The 16,519-nt window shown below is 67.8% G+C and carries 17 protein-coding genes; 5 read left to right on the top strand and 12 right to left on the bottom strand.

The features are described from left to right. Positions 1-23: 23 nt before the first annotated feature. The 4 genes from ACFOMP_RS14755 to ACFOMP_RS14770 are packed head-to-tail and all read left to right on the top strand — an operon-like array spanning position 24 to position 3,708. Positions 24-962, top strand: a complete 939-nt coding sequence (locus tag ACFOMP_RS14755) for an ABC transporter permease (RefSeq protein ID WP_379031868.1) — start codon at positions 24-26, stop codon at positions 960-962. Then, positions 959-1,768: an ABC transporter permease gene (locus tag ACFOMP_RS14760; RefSeq protein ID WP_379031870.1), complete on the top strand. Its 810-nt coding sequence runs from the start codon at positions 959-961 to the stop codon at positions 1,766-1,768. The genes ACFOMP_RS14755 and ACFOMP_RS14760 overlap by 4 nt, the downstream gene beginning before the upstream one ends. After that, positions 1,765-3,390, top strand: a complete 1,626-nt coding sequence (locus ACFOMP_RS14765; RefSeq protein WP_379031872.1) for an ABC transporter ATP-binding protein — start codon at positions 1,765-1,767, stop codon at positions 3,388-3,390. The genes ACFOMP_RS14760 and ACFOMP_RS14765 overlap by 4 nt, the downstream gene beginning before the upstream one ends. A 51-nt stretch (positions 3,391-3,441) precedes the next feature. Further along, the gene (locus ACFOMP_RS14770) at positions 3,442-3,708 is read left to right on the top strand and encodes a hypothetical protein (protein ID WP_379031874.1); all 267 of its coding nucleotides are present in this window, start codon (positions 3,442-3,444) and stop codon (positions 3,706-3,708) included. 94 nt (positions 3,709-3,802) lie between these two features. On the opposite strand, the gene ACFOMP_RS14775 is transcribed toward ACFOMP_RS14770, so the two are convergent. Next, entirely contained in the window at positions 3,803-4,759 is a 957-nt protein-coding gene (locus ACFOMP_RS14775; protein ID WP_289894293.1) for an L-malyl-CoA/beta-methylmalyl-CoA lyase, read from the bottom strand. Between the two features lie 176 nt (positions 4,760-4,935). Between ACFOMP_RS14775 and ACFOMP_RS14780 the strand changes: the two genes are divergently transcribed. After that, positions 4,936-5,796: a D-amino-acid transaminase gene (locus ACFOMP_RS14780; RefSeq protein ID WP_379031876.1), complete on the top strand. Its 861-nt coding sequence runs from the start codon at positions 4,936-4,938 to the stop codon at positions 5,794-5,796. 117 nt (positions 5,797-5,913) lie between these two features. Here ACFOMP_RS14780 and ACFOMP_RS14785 read toward each other — a convergent pair whose 3' ends face one another. The 11 genes from ACFOMP_RS14785 to ACFOMP_RS14835 all read right to left on the bottom strand — a co-directional run bounded on the left by ACFOMP_RS14785 (position 5,914) and on the right by ACFOMP_RS14835 (position 16,498). Next, the gene (locus tag ACFOMP_RS14785) at positions 5,914-6,819 is read right to left on the bottom strand and encodes a calcium-binding protein (RefSeq protein ID WP_379031878.1); all 906 of its coding nucleotides are present in this window, start codon (positions 6,817-6,819) and stop codon (positions 5,914-5,916) included. A 141-nt stretch (positions 6,820-6,960) separates the two neighbouring features. Continuing rightward, entirely contained in the window at positions 6,961-7,731 is a 771-nt protein-coding gene (locus ACFOMP_RS14790; protein WP_379031880.1) for an amino acid ABC transporter ATP-binding protein, read from the bottom strand. A 10-nt stretch (positions 7,732-7,741) separates the two neighbouring features. After that, complete coding sequence (locus ACFOMP_RS14795; RefSeq protein WP_379031882.1) at positions 7,742-9,193, bottom strand: amino acid ABC transporter permease; 1,452 nt, start codon at positions 9,191-9,193, stop codon at positions 7,742-7,744. A gap of 1 nt (position 9,194) precedes the next feature. Further along, positions 9,195-10,448, bottom strand: coding sequence for an amino acid ABC transporter permease (locus tag ACFOMP_RS14800; RefSeq protein ID WP_289894297.1), 1,254 nt, complete (start codon positions 10,446-10,448; stop codon positions 9,195-9,197). 115 nt (positions 10,449-10,563) lie between these two features. Then, positions 10,564-11,589, bottom strand: coding sequence for an amino acid ABC transporter substrate-binding protein (locus ACFOMP_RS14805; RefSeq protein ID WP_289894298.1), 1,026 nt, complete (start codon positions 11,587-11,589; stop codon positions 10,564-10,566). Positions 11,590-11,741: 152 nt separating this feature from the next. After that, entirely contained in the window at positions 11,742-12,452 is a 711-nt protein-coding gene (locus ACFOMP_RS14810) for an ATP12 family chaperone protein (RefSeq protein ID WP_289894299.1), read from the bottom strand. After that, positions 12,445-13,107, bottom strand: a complete 663-nt coding sequence (locus ACFOMP_RS14815) for an HAD-IA family hydrolase (RefSeq protein ID WP_379031885.1) — start codon at positions 13,105-13,107, stop codon at positions 12,445-12,447. Before ACFOMP_RS14815 ends, ACFOMP_RS14810 begins: the two co-directional genes overlap by 8 nt. Then, on the bottom strand, positions 13,104-14,150 hold the full coding sequence (locus tag ACFOMP_RS14820; protein WP_379031887.1) for an RluA family pseudouridine synthase: 1,047 nt from the start codon (positions 14,148-14,150) through the stop codon (positions 13,104-13,106). Before ACFOMP_RS14820 ends, ACFOMP_RS14815 begins: the two co-directional genes overlap by 4 nt. Further along, entirely contained in the window at positions 14,147-14,521 is a 375-nt protein-coding gene (crcB, locus tag ACFOMP_RS14825) for a fluoride efflux transporter CrcB (protein WP_289894302.1), read from the bottom strand. The genes ACFOMP_RS14820 and crcB overlap by 4 nt, the downstream gene beginning before the upstream one ends. Continuing rightward, positions 14,518-15,846 (bottom strand): replication-associated recombination protein A, encoded by a 1,329-nt coding sequence (locus ACFOMP_RS14830; RefSeq protein WP_289894304.1) that lies wholly within the window; start codon positions 15,844-15,846, stop codon positions 14,518-14,520. Before ACFOMP_RS14830 ends, crcB begins: the two co-directional genes overlap by 4 nt. A 61-nt stretch (positions 15,847-15,907) precedes the next feature. Beyond that, the gene (locus ACFOMP_RS14835) at positions 15,908-16,498 is read right to left on the bottom strand and encodes an acyl-homoserine-lactone synthase (protein WP_289894305.1); all 591 of its coding nucleotides are present in this window, start codon (positions 16,496-16,498) and stop codon (positions 15,908-15,910) included. Positions 16,499-16,519: the final 21 nt, after the last annotated feature.

Genomic DNA, 16,519 nt, shown 5'->3' on the forward strand with positions numbered 1-16,519 from the left:
CGGGGCCGGATTAGCGTCGGCCCATGCTGCGCTATCTGACCCGCCGCCTGATCTCGCTTGGCCTGAGCCTGCTCGTGGCCTCGGCGCTGATCTTTTCGGTGGTCGAGCTGGTGCCGGGCGACCCGGCCAGCTTCATGCTGGGCACCGGCGCCCAGCCCGAGACGGTGGCGGCGCTGCGCCAGCAGCTGGGTCTGGACCTGCCCTTGCCGCTGCGCTACCTGCACTGGCTGGGTGGCGTGCTGAGCGGCGACCTGGGCCACAGCTTCACCTACAAGACGCCGGTGGCCGGAATGATCCTTGATCGGATGCAGGTCTCGCTGCCGCTGGCCTTGATGGCGCTGGTGCTGGCGGCGCTGATCGCCCTGCCCATCGGCATGTTCGCCGCAGCAAGGCGCGGCCGGGCGGGCGACACATTGGCGATGGGGGCGACGCAGATCGGCATCGCGCTGCCGAATTTCTGGTTCGCCATGCTGCTGGTGCTGGTTTTTGCGGTGAACCTGCGGCTGCTGCCGGCCGGCGGCTTTCCCGGCTGGGAGCATCCCGGCGCGGCGCTGAAGGCACTGATCCTGCCGGCTTTCGCGCTCGCCCTGCCGCAGGCGGCGATCCTGGCGCGCGTGCTGCGCTCGGCCCTGGTCGAGACGCTGGGACAGGACTATATCCGCACCGCCCGCGCCAAGGGGCTGACTGCCGGGCAGGCATTGTCGCGCCATGCGCTGCGCAACGCGCTGATCCCGGTGCTGACCATCCTGGGCATGCAGTTCTCGTTCCTGCTGGCCGGGGCGATCATCATCGAGAATGTCTTCTACCTGCCCGGCCTCGGCCGGCTGATCTTTCAGGCCATCACCCAGCGCGACCTGATCGTGGTGCAAAGCGCGGTGCTGGTGCTGGTGGCGGCGGTGATCCTGGTCACCTTCCTGGTCGACCTGTCCTATGCGCTGATCGACCCGAGGCTGCGCAGATGAGGGCCTCGCTGATCCTCGGCACCCTGCTTTCCGGGCTGGCGCTGGTCGCGGCGCTGGTCTCGTTCCTGTGGACGCCGGCGGACGTGACGCAGCTTGCCATCGCGCAGAAGCTGCTGCCGCCCTCGGGCCAGCATTGGCTGGGCACCGACCATTTCGGCCGCGACATGCTGTCGATGATTATGGTCGGCGCGCGCACCTCGATCGCGGTGGCGCTGGTCGCCGTCGGAATCGGCATGGGTTTCGGCGTGCCGCTGGGCCTGCTCGCCGCGGCGCGCGGCGGCTGGATCGACGAGGTGGTCATGCGCGGCAACGACCTGGTCTTCGCCTTCCCCAGCCTGGTCATCGCCATCCTGATCACCGCGGCGCTGGGGCCCTCGGCGCTGAACGCGATCATCGCCATCGGCATCTTCAACATCCCGGTCTTCGCCCGCGTCACCCGCGGCGCGGCGCTGCCGATCTGGACGCTGGACTATATCCGCGCCGCGCAGGTCGCCGGCAAGGGCGCGCGCCGGATCAGCCTGCAGCACATCCTGCCGAACATCGCCAACCTCTTGATCGTGCAGGGCACCATCCAGTTCAGCCTGGGCATTCTGGCCGAGGCGGGCCTGTCCTATGTCGGCCTTGGCGCGCAACCGCCCACGCCGAGCTGGGGCCGGATGCTGGCCGAGGCGCAGACCATGGTGGCGCTGGCCCCGCATGTCGCGATCATCCCCGGCCTTGCCATCATCGTGACGGTGCTGGGGCTGAACCTGCTGGGCGACGGGCTGCGCGACGCGCTGGACCCCCGATTGCGCAGGGCGCCATGATCCAGACCGCCAATCTCTCGGTCGAGATCGGCGCGCATGAGATCCTGCGCGGCCTCGACCTGCAACTGCCGCCCGGCCGGATCACCGGGCTGGTCGGCGAAAGCGGCTCGGGCAAGTCCATGGCGGCGCTGGCGATCATGGGCCTGCTGCCCGAGGGCATGCGGACCGAGGGTCGGGTGGATCTGGACGGCCTGAACCTGCTGGACCTGCCCGAACGGGCGCTGTGCCGCATCCGCGGCAAGCGCATCGGCATGATCTTCCAGGAGCCGATGACGGCGCTGAACCCGCTGATGACCATCGGCGACCAGGTGGCCGAGGTGCTGCGCATCCACCAGGGCCTGGACCGCAAGGCGGCGCTGGAACGCGCCCGCGACCGGCTGGATCGGGTGGGCCTTTCCGCGCCGCGCTTTCCGCTGACGCTTTACCCGCACGAGCTGTCCGGCGGCCAGCGCCAGCGCGTCGCCATCGCCCTGGCCATCGCCCTGCGCCCCGAGCTGCTGATCGCCGACGAGCCGACGACGGCGCTGGACGTGACCACGCAGGCCAGGATCCTCGACCTGCTGCGCGGGCTGGTGCGGGACGAAGGCATGGCGCTGCTGCTCATCACCCACGACCTGGCGGTGGTCGCGGGCATCGCCGCCCGCGTGGCGGTCATGCAGCAGGGCCGCATCGTCGAGGAAGGCCCGACCGAGACGGTGTTCCGCCAGCAAAGCCACCCCTATACCCGGGCGCTGTTCGCGGCCTCGACCCATCAGCCGCGGCTGGTGCTGCCCGCCGCGAACCCCCGGCCGCTGCTGCAGGTGGAAGGGGCAATCCGCGCATACCCCCTGCCCCGCCGCGGCCTGACCGCGCCGCGCGGTAGCCTGCGGGCGGTGGACGGCGTCAGCTTCCGCATCGAGGCCGGGGAATCGGTCGGGCTGGTCGGCGAATCCGGCTGCGGGAAATCGACGCTGACCCGGGCGATCCTGGGCCTGGATCCGCTGCAGGGCGGCCGCATCCTGCTGGACGGGCAGGAAATCCGCGCCGGCCGCGCCATGCCGGCCGATCTGCGCGCCCGGATGCAGGTGGTGTTCCAGGATCCGTTCGGCAGCTTCGATCCGCGCTGGCGGGTCGAGCGGCTGGTGGCCGAGCCGTTCCACCTGACCGGCCTGCCCCGCGACTGGCGCGAGCAGGTGGCCGAGGCGCTGTTCGAAGTCGGCATCACCGGCGGCGACGCCATGCGCCGGCGCATCCACGAATTTTCCGGCGGCCAGCGCCAGCGCATTGCCATCGCCCGGGCGCTGATCATCAAGCCGCGCCTGATCGTGCTGGACGAGGCGGTCAGCGCGCTGGACGTGCGGGTGCGGGCGCAGGTGCTGGACCTGCTGGCGCGGCTGCGGGTCAGCCACGGCCTGTCCTACCTGTTCATCAGCCACGACCTGTCGGTGGTGCGCCAGATCACCGACCGGGTGATGATCATGGAAAAGGGCAGGATCGTCGAAACCGGCCCCACCCATGCGGTGATGGACGCGCCGCAGCATCCCTATACGCAAAGCCTGCTGGCGGCGACGCCGCGGATCCCGGCCGCCTGGCAGGCTCACATTCCGGTCAGCCCCCTTGCGCTTGCCCCGCCGGCTTCATAACTGCTGCGGACCCGGACAAAGCGAGACAGGACAGGACAGGACACGCGAAGATTGCGGCAGAACCTCGCCGCCGGCCGGGAAAATCGTCCGGCGGGCGCCGGAAAGCCCGCCTTTCGCCCGTTGATGGGCAGCGGCCTTCCCGCCATGCCCGAATCACCGATTCCCGACCTGGCCCGGCGCAACCGCATGCCGGACCCGCTGCAACCGCGGCCGGCCAAGGATGGTCAAGGCGCCAGCCCCCGCCGGCCGGCGGCAGACGAAATGGCGATGACATTGAATTGTCATGAAAATCGACGGAAGTCCGCACGCATGCCCTGAATGACAACAGGCCCTGCGCAGCCGCAGGGCCTGTTGCTCCTCCCCTGTCATGGCGGCCAGCCTCCCCGCGTAGCCGCCCAGGTATTCCTGATGGTCAGGCGCCGATCAATTCTGCCTGACGCACGATCACTTGTGCCTGACGGATGGACGCGATGTCAACCAGTCTACCTTTGTATACGGTCGCGCCCGCGCCGGTCCGCTTGGCTTCCTCCATCGCCGCCAGGATCTCGCGCGCCTCGGTCACCGCCTGCTCGCTGGGCGAAAACACCTCGTTCGCCAGCGCCACCTGCTTGGGATGGATCGCCCATTTGCCGACCATGCCCAGCGTGGCCGAGCGGCGGGCCTGGGCCCGGAACCCCTCGTCATCGCTGAAGTCGCCGAAGGGGCCATCGACCGGCAGCACGCCATGGGTGCGGCAGGCGGCGACGATGGCGGTCTGCGCCCAGTGCCAGGGATCGGACCAGTGTTTCGCCCCTTCGTGCAGCATGTAGTAGTTTTCCTGGGTGCCGCCGATGCCGGTGGTGGCCATGCCCATGCTGGCGGCGAAATCCGCCGCGCCCAGGCTCATCGCCTGCAGGCGCGGGCTCGCGGCCGCAATCTCCTCGACATGGGTGATGCCGGCGGCGGATTCGATGATCACCTCCAGCCCGATGCGCTTTTGCCGGCCCTTGGCGGCCTCAATGGCCGTCACCAGCGCGTCCACGGCATAGATGTCGGCGGCATTGCCGACCTTGGGGATCATGATCAGGTCCAGCCGCTCGCCGGCCTGCTCCAGCAGGTCCACCACGTCGCGATACCACCAGGGCGTGTCCAGCCCGTTGATCCTGACCGAGAGCGTCTTGGTCCCCCAGTCGATGTCGCCGATGGCCTGGATGATGTTGCGCCGCGCCTGCGCCTTGTCGTCGGGCGCCACCGAATCCTCGAGGTCCAGGTTGATCACGTCGGCGGCCGAGCCGGCCATCTTGGCAAACAGCGCCTCGCGCGAGCCGGGACCGAAAAGCTGGCAGCGGTTCAGGCGGGCGGGCGGGGCGGGTTGCGTGCGGAAGGACATGGCTTGCCTTTCGGGTAAGGATGTTTCAAACGGATCTGCGAAACCGATAGATAATTGCCGCGACTGCATCAAGCCTGTTTTGCAGTTGCGAAAGGACCGAAACCGCCGCCATCTTGACGCCCTGCCGCTTTGGGCGCAGGACCGCGCCACCAGCCGTTGCGAATGGAGAAGGAAAGATGACCCGCACCGTCTATCTGAATGGCGACTATCTGCCGGAAACCGAGGCCAAGGTTTCGGTCTTCGACCGCGGCTTCGTCATGGCCGATGGGGTCTACGAGGTGACGAGCGTGCTGAACGGCAAGCTGCTGGACTTTCCCGGCCACCTGAAGCGCCTGGCGCGCTCGCTGGCCGAATTGCGGATGGGCAACCCGCTGGCGGACGAGGATTGGCTGGCCGTGCACCGCAAGCTGGTCGAACTGAACGATATCGACGAGGGTATCATCTACCTGCAGGTCACCCGCGGCAATCCCGGCGACCGCGATTTCGCCTTCCCGCCCGAGGACACGCCGCAGACCGTGGTGCTGTTCACCCAGGCCAAGCCCGGCCTTGCCGACAATCCGCAGGCCAGGACCGGCCTGCGCGTGGTCTCGGTCGAGGATCTGCGTTGGGCGCGGCGCGACATCAAGACCGTGCAGCTGCTCTATCCGTCGCTGGCCAAGATGGAGGCCAAGGCCCAAGGCGCCGACGACGCCTGGCTGGTCGAGGACGGCTTCGTGACCGAGGGCACCTCGAACAACACCTATATCGTCAAGAACGGCCGGATCATCACCCGCGAGCTGTCGAACGATATCCTGCACGGCATCACCCGCGCCTCGCTGCTGCGCTATGCCGCCGAGGCGCAGATGCAGATCGAGGAACGCCCCTTCACCATCGAGGAGGCCCAGGCGGCGGACGAGGCTTTCTTCACCTCGGCCTCGGCCTTCGTGCTGCCGGTGGTCGAGATCGACGGCGTGTCGCTGGGCGGGGGCAAGCCCGGCCCGGTGGCGACCCGGCTGCGCGAGCTCTATCTGGAAGAATCGTTGAAATCGGCGATCTGAAACGGATGCCCCGGCGCCCAATCCCTGCGCCGGGGCCGCCTGCCCCGTCCCAGGGGTATTTGCAAAACGGTGAAAGCCTGAGGGAGGCGCGGTCGGCAAGGACCGCGCCTGCGGCGCTTAGCTGGCCGCGGCATTCACCACGCTGATGCTGCCGACCGCGTTGACCAGCGTGTCGCGCAGGATCGCCACATCGGCGCCGTCCAGCACCACGCGCACATGGTCGCCGTCCTGCACCAGCTCGTATTCGCCCTCGCCGCTGTAATCCTCGGCCAGGGTGATGACGATGTCGTCGTCGTTGCTGTAGGTGATGTCGGCCGCGCCGCCGGCATCGGAACTCAGCATGTAGGTGTCGTCGCCATCGCCGCCGTCGACAAGATCGCCACCGCCGGCATGGATGGTGTCGTTGCCGTCGCCGCCCAGCAATGTGTCGGGGGCGTCGGCCTCGGAATCATCGGGCGACAGGATCAGGTCATCGTCATCCTCGCCGTCGATGAAGACCGAGCCGCCATTGTCGGTGATGCTGTCGTCGCCGTCGCCGCCGGTGATCGAATGGTTGCCCAGGTTGGTGACGATCGTGTCGTCGCCCTCGCCGCCGTCGATGGTGTCGTCGCCCTCGTTCACGCCGGGGTTCTCGGCGCCGTAGAGGTCGTCGTCATAGCCCAGATAGATCTCGTCGTCGCCCGCATCGGCGCTGACCGTGTCATTGCCATAGCCGGTATAGACCAGGTCGTCGCCGACCCCGCCATCGACCGCGTCATCGCCGCCCCTGGTGCGGATACCGTCGTCACCCGCACCGCCCTGGACCGTGTCGTCGCCATCATCCGCCAGGATGCTGTCGCCATCCTCGGTTCCGACCAGGTTGTCGCCGTTCTCGTCGCCGTTCCCGGTAATCTCGTTGCCGTCGAAAAGCCTGGGGTCATCCGGCTCGGCTTCCGGCGCGTGGTCGTCGTCGTTGCTGGACACCAGCGAGCCGATGCCGACGATGCTGAGAAGGCCGAGCATCAGGAAAATGGTCTGGTTCATGGTGAATTCTCCGAAGCGGTTGCCGGCAAGATAGACCGGCCCCGGCCCGGCCGGCAACCGCCGGAACGGGCCTCCGGCCCGGCCTGAGGCAAATATCCCGCAGGGGGCCCCGCCGCATGCCGCGGCCGCCGGACCCCGCGCTCAGTGGCCGAGGATCTGCGACAGGAACAGCTTGGTCCGCTCGCTGCGCGGATTGTTGAAGAATTCCTTCGGCGTGTTCTGTTCGACGATCTGGCCCTGGTCCATGAAGATCACCCGATGCGCCACCGCCTGGGCGAAGCCCATTTCATGCGTGACGCAGAGCATGGTCATGCCGTCCTCGGCCAGCTCGATCATGGTGTCGAGCACCTCCTTGATCATCTCGGGGTCGAGCGCCGAGGTGGGCTCGTCGAACAGCATGATCCGCGGCCGCATGCACAGCGCGCGGGCGATGGCGACGCGCTGCTGCTGGCCGCCGGACAGCTGGCCGGGATATTTGTTCGCCTGCTCGGGGATCTTGACCTTGGCCAGGAAATGCATCGCCGTCTCCTCGGCCTCGCGGCGCGGGATCTTGCGCACCCAGATCGGCGCCAGGGTGCAGTTCTCCAGGATGGTCAGATGCGGGAACAGGTTGAAATGCTGGAACACCATCCCGACCTCGGAGCGCACCTTGTCGATGTTCTTCAGGTCATGGGTCAGCTCGGTGCCATCGACGATGATCTTGCCGGACTGGTGCTCTTCAAGCCGGTTGATGCAGCGGATCAGCGTCGACTTGCCCGAGCCGGAGGGACCGGCGATGACGATGCGCTCGCCCCGGCCGACATTCAGGTCGATGTCGCGCAGCACGTGGAAGGTGCCGTACCACTTGTTCAGCTTGACGATGTCGATGGCGGTCTCGCCAAGCGGCGTCTGGGTCTGGGTTTGCGTTGCCATGAATTGCTCCTCAGCGATGGTCGCGCTTCAGGCGGCGCTCGAGATACATCGAATAGCGCGACATGCCGAAGCAGAGGATGAAGAAGATCGCGCCGACGAAGATATAGGGCTCCCAATAGGCGCCCTTCCATTCGAAGCTGGCGCGAATGGTGTCGGACATGGCCTTCAGCGGATCGAACAGGCCGACGAAAACCACCAGCGTGGTGTCCTTGAACATGCCGATGAAGGTCGAGACGATGCCGGGGATCGAGATCTTCAGCGCCTGCGGCAGGATGATCAGCCGCTGCGCTTTCCAGTAATCCAGTCCCAGCGCGTCGGCGGCCTCGTACTGGCCCTTGGGCAGGGCGGCCAGGCCGCCGCGGATCACCTCGGCCATATAGGCGGCGGCGAACAGCGTCACCATGATGATGACCCGCAGGATGATGTCGAAGCTGGTGCCCGGCGGCAGGAAGTAGTTGAGCAGCAACGAGGCCACGAACAGCAGCGTGATCAGCGGCACGCCGCGGATGAACTCGATGAACATCACCGCCAGCAGCTTGACCACCGGCAGGTCCGAACGCCGCGCCAGCGCCAGCACGATACCCAGCGGCAGCGACAGCGCGATCCCCGAGACGCCGATGGTGATCGACAGCACGAAGCCGCCGAACTGGTCCGAGGAGACCGGCACCAGCCGCAGCGGCAGGATGGCGGCCAGCGCCTGCGCCGCCGGCTCGGACAGCAGCAGCCACCACAGGGCGGCGGCGACCACCGCCGCGGCAAAGGCGAACATGCCGTAGCGCGCCAAGAGCCGCCAGACCAGGAAGGCCAGGACGAAGCCGGCCAGCGCCATCGCCGGCAGCCACAGCGTACCGCCCCAGAGCAGCCACACCGCGGCGAAGGGATAAAGGCAACTGGCCAGCAGCGCCCAACCCGGCCGGGTCTCGATCAGCGCCGCCCAGGCCGCCATGGCCAGCAGGATGCCCGGCAGCGCCCAGCCGGGGGCGCCGAGCGACAGGGCGATGATCAGGGTCAGCGCCACCGCCAGCCCGATGACGATGCGCCGCGCCTTGCGGCTTTCGGAAAACAGCACCGGCGCCAGCGCCAGGAACAGCATGCCGAAGGCCAGCACCGGCCGCCAATACAGCTCGGGCGGGTAGAAGCCGAAGATGAACTGGTTCCAGCGGTGCTTGATCAGCGCGAAACAGGCGCCGCTCGCCTCGGCGCCCCAGGTCTCGGCGATGATCTTGCGGCACTCGGCCATGCTGCCGGCGTTCCAGACCGAATGCGACAGCCAGGGGCCGACGGTGCCGACGATCACCCAGACGATGCCGACGCCCAGCAGCGTCAGCAGGATGTTGAGCGGCCCCGAGAACAGGTTCTCGCGCAGCCATTTGATCGCGCCGGACTGGGCGACCGGCGGCGGTTCGGGCGGCAGCATGGTCTCGCGCACATAGGCGACGGTTTCGGAATGCGTCTCGCTCATCTCAGCGCTCCTTCAGCTTGACGCGGCTGTTGAAGACGTTCATGCCGCCCGAGATGATCAGGCTGAGCGCCAGGTAGATGCCCATCATCAGCACCATGCATTCCATCTCGCGCCCGGTCTGGTTCAGCGTGGTGCCGCCCAGCGTGCCGCGCAGGTCCATGTAGCCGACGGCGATGGCCAGCGAGCTGTTCTTGGTCAGGTTCAGATATTGCGAGATCAGCGGCGGCACGATCACCCGCAGCGCCTGCGGCAGCACCACCAGCGACATGGTGCGGCGCGGGCGCAGGCCCAGGGCGAAGGCCGCCTCGGACTGGCCGCGGCTGACCGCCAGGATGCCGCCGCGCACGATCTCGGCGATGAAGGCGCCGGTATAGAGCGTCAGCGCCAGCCACAGCACCACGAAGGCGTTGTCCAGATTGATGCCGTCGGCGAAGTTGAAGCCGCGCAGCACCGGCGGGATCAGGTGCAGGCCGAAATACCAGGTCAGCAGCAGCAGCGGCACGGCAAAGAAGGCCAGGCTGATCCACCAGGTCACCGGCCGGCGGCCGGTCCGGTCCTGCACGCGCTGCGCCCGGCGGCGCAGCAGGTGCCGGGCGACGAAGGCGGCGGCGATCACCACCACATAGGCGACGAAAGCCCAGCTGAGCGACTCGCGCCCCAGCGAGATGGTGCCGGGCGGGTTGCTCATGCCCAGCGAGGGGATGGCGGTATAGCGGTTGGTCGGCGCGACCAGGTCGAACAAGATCATGCTCGCCGCCGGGTTGTCGCCGCGATAGGCGTTGGGCGGCGGCATCACCTCGGTGAAGATCGCCAGGCAGACCAGGATCCACAGCAGCAGCGGAATGTTGCGGAAGACCTCGACATAGACGGTCATCAGCCGGGCGATCAGCCAGTTCGACGACAGGCGCAGCACGCCGACGGTCACCCCCAGGACGGTGGCGGCGATGCAGCCCAGCACCGAGACCTGCAGCGTGTTGAGCAGGCCGACGATGGTGGCGCGCAGATGCGTGTCGTCGGAATTGTAGGGGATCAGCTGCTGGGGAATGTCATAGCCCGCGCGGCGGAACAGGAAGTCGAAACTGAAGGACTTGCCCATGATGGCAAGGTTTTTCAGCGTATTGTCGATCAGCCAGCTTGCCGCCAGCATGACCAGGATGAAGACCACGGCCTGGATGGTCAGCGAGCGGTAGCGCCGGTCGTAGATAAGCATCGACAGGCGGAAAGGTGGTTGATCCACCCCCGGATAGGAAACCATATGTCATACCCCCTGCAGCCGGACTTGCTTGCGGGCCTTTGGCCTCTGTTTGCCGGCTTTCCTGTTCGGCGCGCGCGGAAGAGATGCCCCCCGCGCGCCCGGTTCTCAGATGCGCTTACCGGAACGGCATCGCATACATCAGCCCGCCCTGGGTCCATTGCGCGTTCAGGCCGCGCGCCAGCCCGATCGGGGTCTGCTCGCCGATGGTGGCGGCGAAGATCTCGCCATAGTTGCCGCTGGCCTTGATGGCGCGCTTGGCCCATTCGGCATCCAGCCCGATCATCTTGCCCAGGTCGTCGGTGGTGCCCAGCAGGCGCTGCACCTCGGGGTTCTGCGAGGACTTGGCCAGCTCGTCGATATTGGCCGAGGTGACGCCGTATTCCTCGGCGGCGATCAGCGCGTAAAGCGTCCAGCGCGCAATGTCGCCCCAGTTGTTGTCGCCATGGCGCACCGCCGGCCCCAGCGGCTCCTTCGAGATGATCTCGGGCAGGATGATGTGGTTTTCCGGGTCGGCGAAGGCGGCACGGGTGGCGGCCAGGCCCGAGGCATCGGTGGTATAGGCGTCGCAGGCACCGGCCATGTATTGCTGCTCGCCCTCGGCATTGCTGTCGATATTGACCGGCTGATACTCCATGTTGTTGGCCTTGAAGTAATCGGCCAGGTTCAGCTCGGTCGTGGTGCCGGTCTGGATGCAGATGGTGGCGCCGTTCAGTTCCTTGGCCGAGCTGACACCCAGGTCCTTGCGGACCATGAAGCCCTGGCCGTCGTAATAGTTCACGCCGATGAAATCGAGCTTGAGGTCGGTGTCGCGCTGGAAGGTCCAGGTCGAGTTGCGGGCCAGGATGTCCACCTCGCCCGAGGAAAGCGCGGTGAAGCGGGTCTGGCCGGTGGTCGGGACGTATTTCACCTTGGCCGGGTCGCCCAGCACCGCGGCGGCCATGGCCTTGCAGAAGGCGACGTCGAAGCCGGACCAGTTGCCGCTTGCATCGGGGGCTGCGAAGCCGACCAGGCCGGTGTTGACGCCACAGTTCAGCTCGCCTCGTGCCTTGACCTCTTTCAGCGTGTCGCCTTCGGCGGCCAAGGCGCCCGTGGCAGCAAGCGCGACCGCCGTCACGGAGCCGAAGAATACGGATTTCTTCATTGATTTCCCCACTGTTGTTCCGGTCCCGCCAAGGCATGAGCCGAAGTCGGGGCAGCCGACGGGTCCGATTTACCGGGGGACCTGGAGTGCCCCCATAAGCGGCATTGTGCCGATGAAGACCCCTGCGTCAAGAAAGAAGAAAAACGATCTCCTCAGCCCCGGCTCAACAGCCAGAAACGCTCAGAATCGCGCATGGCGGCCAAACGGCCTGCCGCAGCCGCCTCGGCCTCCTCGTCACGGCCCCAGCGTTCCGCCTGAAATTCCTCGTCAATTCGGGACAGCGCATGGGCGGTTCCGGCATCGACCCGGCCGCGGATCACCGCCAGCCCCAGGATCAGCGAGCCGGGCAAAGTCACCAGATCGTGCAGCGCCGTCAGCCCGAAAGGATCCAGCGCCGCGACCTGTGCGCGCAGTTTCAGCAGCACGGCCGGATCCTGCGGCACCGGAATGACCCCATGGGTGATGCGCAGCGGCGCCCGAAGCTCGGTCGCCGCCCAGTCGATCAGCGGATCCCAGCCCTCGGCTTGGGCGCGCACCAGCGCCTCGGGCGCATCGGCGCGATAGGACAGCAGGTCGGTGCCGCCGTAATCGGCCAGCATCCCGACCACCTCGGCGCATTGCGGCATCACCTTCTCGATGGCGGAATTGGCGGCGCGGGTCAGCGGCATGCGGTTCGGGTCGATGACCTGCTGCTGCGCGTCCCATTCCGCGGCGATGGCCGCCGCCAGTGCCTGGGTCGGCAGGATCAGCGGGCTTTTGCCCGGCGTGCGCAGCGGCCGTTCGTCCAGCACCACCTCCCAGCCGCCGCCGGCCGGCCGGGTCGAGGCGGTTGCCCAGAAGCGTCGCGCCTGCCACTCACTCATCGGCCCACTCCTTCAGGGCGCCGGTCAGCGCCGGGTAATCGGGCGCGACCAGCCGTGCCCCGGCAGCCTGCAGTTCGGCAGCCGGGCAGAAGCCCCAGCCGACGCCGAAGCCGGCCACGCCGGCGGACCGCGCCATTTCCATGTCGAAGGTGGAATCGCCCACCATCACCGCCCGCGCGGCCGGCACGCCGGTTTCCGCCAGCGCGCTATGCAGCATCGCCGGATGCGGCTTCGAGGGATGGCCGTCCGCCGATTGCCGGGTGGTGAAGCGGCCGGTCAGCCCATGAGCGTCCAAAATCGCCGCCAACCCCCGCGCCGGCTTGCCGGTGGCGATGCCCAGCACCACCCGGTCCAGCGAGGCCAGCGCTTCAAGGCAGTCCAGCGCGCCGGGATAAAGCGGCGGCAGCGCGCCGGCCGCGCGCGCGGCGATGAAGGATTCGCGATAGCCGGCCACCACGCGCCGCTGCAGGTCGGCCGCGACCTCGGGCAGCAGCCGCTCGACCGCGACCGGCAGCGACAAGCCGACGATGGACAGGATGCGGGCGGGTTCCAGCTCGGGCAGGCCGGCGGCGCTCATGCCGCGGTTCATCGCCTGGGTGATTTCCTGCTGGCTGTCGACCAGCGTGCCGTCGATGTCGAAGATGACCAGTTTCATGCTGTCTCGGCGAAAGGGTCTTCGGGCACGTCGGTTTCCGACCAGCCCAGCGTCTTCCAGGTGCGCGCCATATGCTCGGGCAAGGGCGCGGTGACGGTGATCAGCTTCTTGGTGATCGGATGCTCGAAGCGGATCATGCGGGCGTGCAGATGCAGCTTGCGGCTGATCTCTCCGCCCAGCTGGGCACCCCAGCCGTCGCCCAGGTTCTCCTGCCCCGAGCCGCCATATTTGCCGTCGCCGACAATGGGGTGGCCGATCTCGGCCATATGGGCGCGCAGTTGGTGGGTGCGGCCGGTCACCGGGACCATGGCCACCCAGGAGACCCGGCCGCCAAGCGCGGACAGCACGGCGTAATCGGTATGGGCGCGCTTGGCGCCCTCGGTCGCAGCGACGTCCGAGGGATGCACGGCCATCATCTTCTCGCCCTCGCCGCCCCGGCCGCGGCCCGGCGCCTTGACCAGCCCGTATTTGATCGAGCCCATGCGCGGATGCGGCACGCCGGCCACCGCGGCCCAATAGATCTTGCGGGTCAGCCGGTGGCGGAACGCCTCGGACAGCGCCCGGGCGATGCGGTCGGTGCGCGCCAGCAGCAGCACGCCCGACGTGTCCTTGTCCAGCCGGTGCACCAGCTTCGGCCGGTCCTTGTAGCCGAACATCAAGGCCTCGGTCAGCCCGTCGACATGCCGGTCGCCCTGGCCCGAGCCGCCCTGCGAGGGCAGGCCCGGCGGCTTGTCCAGCGCGATGATATGCTCGTCGCGCCACAGCACGCAGGACTGGATCATCTCGGCATCGGATGGCTTGACGCGCGGCTTCGCCGCCGGCGCGGGGGCGGCGCCCTCGGGCAGCGGCGGCACCCGCACCTCTTGTCCGGCCTCGATGCGGGTATTGGCCTTGACCCGGCCGCCATCGACGCGCAGCTGGCCGGTACGGCACATCTTTTCCACCGCGCCCTGCGTGAGCTGCGGAAACCGCTTCTTCAGCCAGCGGTCGATGCGCTGATCGCCCTCGTCCGCGCCGATGCGGATGGTCTGCACGTTGCTCATGCGAAGATCCCCCGGCCGATGGCCAGCCCGGCGGTGACCGCCGCCAGCGACAACAGCACCGAGCCCAGCACATAGCCGAGCGCGGTGGCGGCGGCGCCGCGTTCCCACAGCGTCATGGTGTCCAGCGCGAAGGCGGAAAAGGTGGTGAAACCGCCCAGCATCCCGGTCAGCAGCAAGGGCGCCAGATGCTGGCCGCCCTTATGCGCCAGCAAGGCGGCCAGCAGCCCCATCGCCAGGCAGCCGGCGACGTTCACGCTCAGCGTGCCCAGGGGGAAGCCGGGGGTCAGCCGGCCAGCCAGGATATTGACCCCGTGGCGCGCCGCGGACCCCAAGGCTCCACCCAGCGCGACCTGAAGAAAGGTGTGTTTCATGCTTTGTCCTCTGCCCGCCGCTTCTGGCGCAGCCCGGCGAACCATTCAACGCGCTTTTTCAGATCGCGCTCGAATCCGCGCTCGACCGGCAGATACAGCACCGGCCGTTTCATCCCGTCCGGAAAGTAGTTCTGGCCCGAGAAGGCGTCCTCGGCATCGTGGTCATAGGCATAGCCCGCGCCATAGCCCTGGTCCTTCATCAGCGCGGTCGGCGCGTTCAGGATATGCGCCGGCGGCATCTGGCTGCCCGATTGCCGCGCCAGCGCCCGCGCGCCCTTGTAGGCGACATAGCCGGCGTTGGATTTCGGCGCCAAGGCCAGATAGATCACCGCCTGCGCCAGCGCCAGCTCGCCCTCGGGACTGCCCAGGCGTTCGTAAAGCGCCCAGGCGTCCAGGCAATGGCGCTGCGCCGCCGGATCGGCCAGGCCGATATCCTCGACCGCCATGCGGGTGATGCGGCGCGCGAGATAGCGCGGATCCTCGCCCCCCTCCAGCATGCGGGCGAACCAGTAAAGCGCGGCGTCGGGGTCGCTGCCGCGCACGGATTTGTGCAGGGCCGAGATCAGGTTGTAATGCTCGTCGCCGGACTTGTCGTATTTCGCCGCGCGCCGCATCAGCCGCTGCGCCAACTGGTCGATGTCGAGCTTGCCGGTTACCTTCCAGGCCATGATCTGCTCGATCAGGTTCAGCGCGGCGCGGCCATCGCCATCGGCCATCTCCAGCAGCCGGTCGCGGGCCTCGGCGGTCAGCGGCAGCGGACGGCCCAGTTCTTGCTCGGCGCGCTGCGCGAGGCGCTCCAGATCGGCGAGGCTCAGGCGCTCCAGCACGATGACCTGGGCCCGCGACAGCAGCGCGGCGTTCAGCTCGAAACTGGGATTCTCGGTGGTGGCACCGACCAGGGTGATGGTGCCGTCCTCCATATGCGGCAGGAAGCTGTCCTGCTGCGCCTTGTTGAAGCGGTGGATCTCGTCGACGAACAGCAGCGTGCCGCGCCCCTGCTGGCGGCGCAGCCGGGCGGCGTCGAAGACCTTGCGCAGTTCCGGCACCCCGGAAAAGATCGCCGAGATCTGCACGAAGGCCAGGTCCGTCTGCTGCGCCAGAAGCCGGGCGATGGTGGTCTTGCCGACCCCGGGCGGTCCCCAGAGGATCAGCGAGGACAGGCTGCCGGCGCCAAGCATGGCGCCAAGCGGGCCGTCGGGGCCAAGCACCTTGTCCTGGCCAACGACATCGGACAGCCGCGCCGGACGGATCCGGTCGGCCAGGGGGCGCGCTGCGCTGCGCGCGGGTTCGCCCGAGGCGGGCTCTGTGTCGAATAGGTCTGCCATGCGGGCGGCATGTTACGTCGCCCGCATCACCGGCGAAAGGCCCTCGATCCGGCGTGACGCATCAGTGCATCTTGGCCGCCAGATTGATCGAGACGCATTGGAAATAGCCGTCGTCGATCCAGACCACCGGGCCCAGGGCCTGCGCGTCCAGGCCGCAGGGCACCAGCCAGCGCGGCCAGGTCGAGGCGACCAGGCAGACCAGCCGCGAGGCGCCAAGCTCGCGGGCGGAATTGGTCATCTCCTGCACCAGGTTGATATGCACCCGGCGGCGTTCCCGCTGCGGGATGGTGTGATCGACGAACAGCCGGCTGGCTTCCCAGGTCCCCGATTCGACCGGCGCCGGACCGTCCAGCAGGTTCTGCGGGATCGAGCCGCCCAGAAGGTCAAGCTGGGCGTCGCGGATCATGTAGGAATACATGCCGCAGCGCGCCGTGGTGGGCGTCAGCCGCACGCCGGCAAGAACGCGGCCGGTTTCGTGGATCGCCACCCAGCGGCTCATGGGCGTGTCGTACTGGTCGAACTCCATGTCGTCGGTCTGGGGCAGGTTCCAGCGTTTCTGGACGATGAAGCTTTGCTTGCGGGCGCGGAAGATGTTCGCGAACAGTTCGCCGTGATTGTGCAGGTTGGCGAAGGAAAGTGTGGTGGTCTGCATTGGTCTTCTCCTGGGGTTTGT

Source organism: Paracoccus simplex, assembly GCF_042648325.1.
In the GTDB taxonomy this organism is placed as follows: domain Bacteria; phylum Pseudomonadota; class Alphaproteobacteria; order Rhodobacterales; family Rhodobacteraceae; genus Paracoccus; species Paracoccus simplex.